This is a genomic window from Paenarthrobacter sp. YIM B13468, assembly GCF_042788025.1.
In the GTDB taxonomy this organism is placed as follows: Bacteria; Actinomycetota; Actinomycetes; order Actinomycetales; family Micrococcaceae; genus Arthrobacter; species Arthrobacter aromaticivorans.
The window spans coordinates 1-5,344 of record NZ_JBHZPI010000049.1 but is presented as its reverse complement, the minus strand read 5'-3'; the positions used below and the strand labels follow the sequence as shown (position 1 = coordinate 5,344).

The 5,344-nt window shown below is 55.9% G+C and carries 2 rRNA genes; both read right to left on the bottom strand.

Features of this window, described 5'->3' with window-relative positions:
- Positions 1-59 precede the first annotated feature (59 nt).
- A 23S ribosomal RNA gene (locus tag ACFX4T_RS25495) occupies positions 60-3,202 on the bottom strand.
- A gap of 498 nt (positions 3,203-3,700) precedes the next feature.
- Positions 3,701-5,222 (bottom strand): 16S ribosomal RNA (locus ACFX4T_RS25490).
- Together the 16S and 23S rRNA genes form the textbook arrangement of a ribosomal RNA operon.
- Positions 5,223-5,344 lie beyond the last annotated feature (122 nt).

Genomic DNA, 5,344 nt, shown 5'->3' with positions numbered 1-5,344 from the left:
TTGGTTCCTGGAACGGTTGTTGTTCGGGAACCACATAGTGGACGCGTGCAGTGTTGTGTGTGGTGTAAGTTGTTGGCCTATTAGTACCGGTCAGCTTCACGAGTCTTTGGTCCTCGCTTCCACATCCGGCCTATCAACCCAGTGGTCTGGCTGGGGGCCTCTCACACAAATTGTGTATGGAAATCTCATCTTGAAGCGAGCTTCCCGCTTAGATGCTTTCAGCGGTTATCCCATCCGAACGTAGCTAATCAGCGGTGCACTTGGCAGTACAACTGACACACCAGAGGTTCGTCCGTCCCGGTCCTCTCGTACTAAGGACAGCCCTTCTCAAATTTCCTGCGCGCGCAGCGGATAGGGACCGAACTGTCTCACGACGTTCTAAACCCAGCTCGCGTACCGCTTTAATGGGCGAACAGCCCAACCCTTGGGACCTACTCCAGCCCCAGGATGCGACGAGCCGACATCGAGGTGCCAAACCATGCCGTCGATATGGACTCTTGGGCAAGATCAGCCTGTTATCCCCGAGGTACCTTTTATCCGTTGAGCGACGGCCATTCCACAATGTACCGCCGGATCACTAGTCCCGACTTTCGTCCCTGCTTGAGATGTCTCTCTCACAGTCAAGCTCCCTTGTGCACTTACACTCGACACCTGATTGCCAACCAGGCTGAGGGAACCTTTGGGCGCCTCCGTTACTTTTTAGGAGGCAACCGCCCCAGTTAAACTACCCATCAGGCACTGTCCCTGACCCGGATCACGGGCCGAAGTTAGATGTCCAAAGTGACCAGAGTGGTATTTCAACGATGACTCCACCCGAACTGGCGTCCGGGTTTCAACGTCTCCCACCTATCCTACACAAGCCACTCCGAACACCAATACCAAACTATAGTAAAGGTCTCGGGGTCTTTCCGTCCTGCTGCGCGTAACGAGCATCTTTACTCGTACTGCAATTTCGCCGAGTTTATGGTTGAGACAGCGGGGAAGTCGTTACTCCATTCGTGCAGGTCGGAACTTACCCGACAAGGAATTTCGCTACCTTAGGATGGTTATAGTTACCACCGCCGTTTACTGGGGCTTAAATTCTCAGCTTCGCCCGCAAAGGGGCTAACCGGTCCTCTTAACCTTCCAGCACCGGGCAGGAGTCAGTCCGTATACATCGTCTTGCGACTTCGCACGGACCTGTGTTTTTAGTAAACAGTCGCTTCCCCCTGGTCTCTGCGGCCCACACCCGCTCACGGAGAGCACGTCTCCATCACGGGGCAGGCCCCCCTTCTCCCGAAGTTACGGGGGCATTTTGCCGAGTTCCTTAACCATAATTCTCTCGATCGCCTTGGTATTCTCTACCTGATCACCTGTGTCGGTTTGGGGTACGGGCGGCTAAAACCTCGCGTCGATGCTTTTCTTGGCAGCATAGGATCACCGGATCCCCCCAAACGGGAGTCCCATCAGATCTCAGGATCGTGCTCGAAGCACACAGGAACGGATTTGCCTATCCCTGACCCTACATCCTTGGACCGGGGCAACCATCGCCCGGCCCGGCTACCTTCCTGCGTCACACCTGTTAATACGCTTACCTCCCGGGATCAGGTCCCGCGCTCGGCCAAAACCCACACACCACAAGGGTGGGCGGGCAGGCTCCGGGCGGTTAGTATCCCCCGCTTGGCATGGGCGGTTTTTCGCCGGTACGGGAATATCAACCCGTTGTCCATCGACTACGCCTGTCGGCCTCGCCTTAGGTCCCGACTTACCCAGGGCAGATTAGCTTGACCCTGGAACCCTTGATCATTCGGCGGACGGGTTTCTCACCCGTCTTTCGCTACTCATGCCTGCATTCTCACTCGTGTAGGCTCCACCGCTGGTTTCCACCGCGACTTCACTGCCCACACGACGCTCCCCTACCACTCCACACCCCTGAACCACGAAGGCTAGGGTACCGTGTGAAATCCACAACTTCGGCGGTGTACTTGAGCCCCGCTACATTGTCGGCGCGGAATCACTTGACCAGTGAGCTATTACGCACTCTTTCAAGGATGGCTGCTTCTAAGCCAACCTCCTGGTTGTCTTCGCAACTCCACATCCTTTCCCACTTAGCACACGCTTAGGGGCCTTAGTTGGTGGTCTGGGCTGTTTCCCTCTCGACTATGAAGCTTATCCCCCACAGTCTCACTGCTGCGCTCTCACTTACCGGCATTCGGAGTTTGGCTGACGTCAGTAACCTTGTAGGGCCCATCGGCCATCCAGTAGCTCTACCTCCGGCAAGAAACACGCAACGCTGCACCTAAATGCATTTCGGGGAGAACCAGCTATCACGGAGTTTGATTGGCCTTTCACCCCTACCCACAGCTCATCCCCTCCATTTTCAACTGAAGTGGGTTCGGTCCTCCACGACGTCTTACCGTCGCTTCAACCTGGCCATGGGTAGATCACTCCGCTTCGGGTCTAGATCACGCCACTACACTCGCCCTGTTCAGACTCGCTTTCGCTACGGCTACCCCACACGGGTTAACCTCGCGACGTAACACTAACTCGCAGGCTCATTCTTCAAAAGGCACGCCGTCACCAGAATCAGACTGGCTCCGACGGATTGTAAGCACACGGTTTCAGGTACTGTTTCACTCCCCTCCCGGGGTACTTTTCACCTTTCCCTCACGGTACTGGTCCGCTATCGGTCATTAGGAAGTATTTAGGCTTATCAGGTGGTCCTGACAGATTCGCACGGGATTTCTCGGGCCCCGTGCTACTTGGGATCCTCTCCAGGCGGCACACAACATTACGGTTACGGGGCTCACACCCTCTCTGGCCGGCCTTTCAAGACCGTTCACCTATGCCTGCACCTCACCCCACCAGTCCGGCAGAACCAGTACGGAAAGTCCCACAACCCCGCCCATGCAACGCCCGCCGGCTATCACACATGAAACGGTTTAGCCTGATCCGCGTTCGCTCGCCACTACTAACGGAATCACTCTTGTTTTCTCTTCCTGCGGGTACTGAGATGTTTCACTTCCCCGCGTTCCCCCCACGCACCCTATGTGTTCAGATGCGGGTCACACAATCACCCTGCGGCGTTGTGCGGGGTTTCCCCATTCGGACATCCTGGGATCAACGCTCGGTTATCAACTCCCCCAGGCTTATCGCAGATTCCTACGTCCTTCTTCGGCTCCTAATGCCAAGGCATCCACCGTGTGCCCTTAAAAACTTGACCACACACAAACCAAACTTACGTTCAGTCATGCATCATCTATTCGAGAGAACCATGACCACAAGGGCCAGGTTCATTCATAAGAAATTGCTGTAAGAACACACACCCACCAACCCGAAGGCCGGCACAACGTGTGTGTGTTCTAGATGCTCGCGTCCACTATGTAGTTCTCAAACAACAACCCCGTCAACCACCCCCACCACCANCCCCCCCTGCATTGCTGCAAAAAGGTCCTGTTGCCTCAGGACCCAACAGTGCGCCAAACACAACCCCCACAACCACGCCCCGGCACGTTCCCAACACCACCACACCCCCACAGGGGAAGCAGCAGCACCGTACTAACACCAGGACACAACCAGCAAGGCCATGCCAAAAAAACTTTGATTTGTTGATATTCCACCCATGAGCACCCACCGCAGAACAAACGCCTGCGCAATGGGCAACACTGACAACCACCACCACCCCATGCAGGGCAACAGCAAGTTGTTAGCAGCTCCTTAGAAAGGAGGTGATCCAGCCGCACCTTCCGGTACGGCTACCTTGTTACGACTTAGTCCCAATCGCCGGTCCCACCTTCGACGGCTCCCCCCACAAGGGTTAGGCCACCGGCTTCGGGTGTTACCAACTTTCGTGACTTGACGGGCGGTGTGTACAAGGCCCGGGAACGTATTCACCGCAGCGTTGCTGATCTGCGATTACTAGCGACTCCGACTTCATGGGGTCGAGTTGCAGACCCCAATCCGAACTGAGACCGGCTTTTTGGGATTAGCTCCACCTCACAGTATCGCAACCCTTTGTACCGGCCATTGTAGCATGCGTGAAGCCCAAGACATAAGGGGCATGATGATTTGACGTCGTCCCCACCTTCCTCCGAGTTGACCCCGGCAGTCTCCTATGAGTCCCCGGCCGAACCGCTGGCAACATAGAACGAGGGTTGCGCTCGTTGCGGGACTTAACCCAACATCTCACGACACGAGCTGACGACAACCATGCACCACCTGTAAACCGACCGCAAGCGGGGCACCTGTTTCCAGGTCTTTCCGGTTCATGTCAAGCCTTGGTAAGGTTCTTCGCGTTGCATCGAATTAATCCGCATGCTCCGCCGCTTGTGCGGGCCCCCGTCAATTCCTTTGAGTTTTAGCCTTGCGGCCGTACTCCCCAGGCGGGGCACTTAATGCGTTAGCTACGGCGCGGAAAACGTGGAATGTCCCCCACACCTAGTGCCCAACGTTTACGGCATGGACTACCAGGGTATCTAATCCTGTTCGCTCCCCATGCTTTCGCTCCTCAGCGTCAGTTACAGCCCAGAGACCTGCCTTCGCCATCGGTGTTCCTCCTGATATCTGCGCATTTCACCGCTACACCAGGAATTCCAGTCTCCCCTACTGCACTCTAGTCTGCCCGTACCCACTGCAGAACCGGAGTTGAGCCCCGGTCTTTCACAGCAGACGCGACAAACCGCCTACGAGCTCTTTACGCCCAATAATTCCGGATAACGCTTGCGCCCTACGTATTACCGCGGCTGCTGGCACGTAGTTAGCCGGCGCTTCTTCTGCAGGTACCGTCACTTTCGCTTCTTCCCTACTGAAAGAGGTTTACAACCCGAAGGCCGTCATCCCTCACGCGGCGTCGCTGCATCAGGCTTTCGCCCATTGTGCAATATTCCCCACTGCTGCCTCCCGTAGGAGTCTGGGCCGTGTCTCAGTCCCAGTGTGGCCGGTCACCCTCTCAGGCCGGCTACCCGTCGTCGCCTTGGTAGGCCATTACCCCACCAACAAGCTGATAGGCCGCGAGTCCATCCAAAACCACAAAAGCTTTCCACCACCATGACATGCGCCAGATGGTCATATCCGGTATTAGACCCAGTTTCCCAGGCTTATCCCAGAGTCAAGGGCAGGTTACTCACGTGTTACTCACCCGTTCGCCACTAATCCCCCCAGCAAGCTGGAGATCATCGTTCGACTTGCATGTGTTAAGCACGCCGCCAGCGTTCATCCTGAGCCAGGATCAAACTCTCCGTTGAAAACAAAAAATCAAACAGACACAACCACACCCACCGGAAATAACGGCAAGAACGCGGCTGCACAAAATTCGAAACCAGCTGAAAACCAGACCACCACACACGGGGGTGCGCAACGGCCCGGC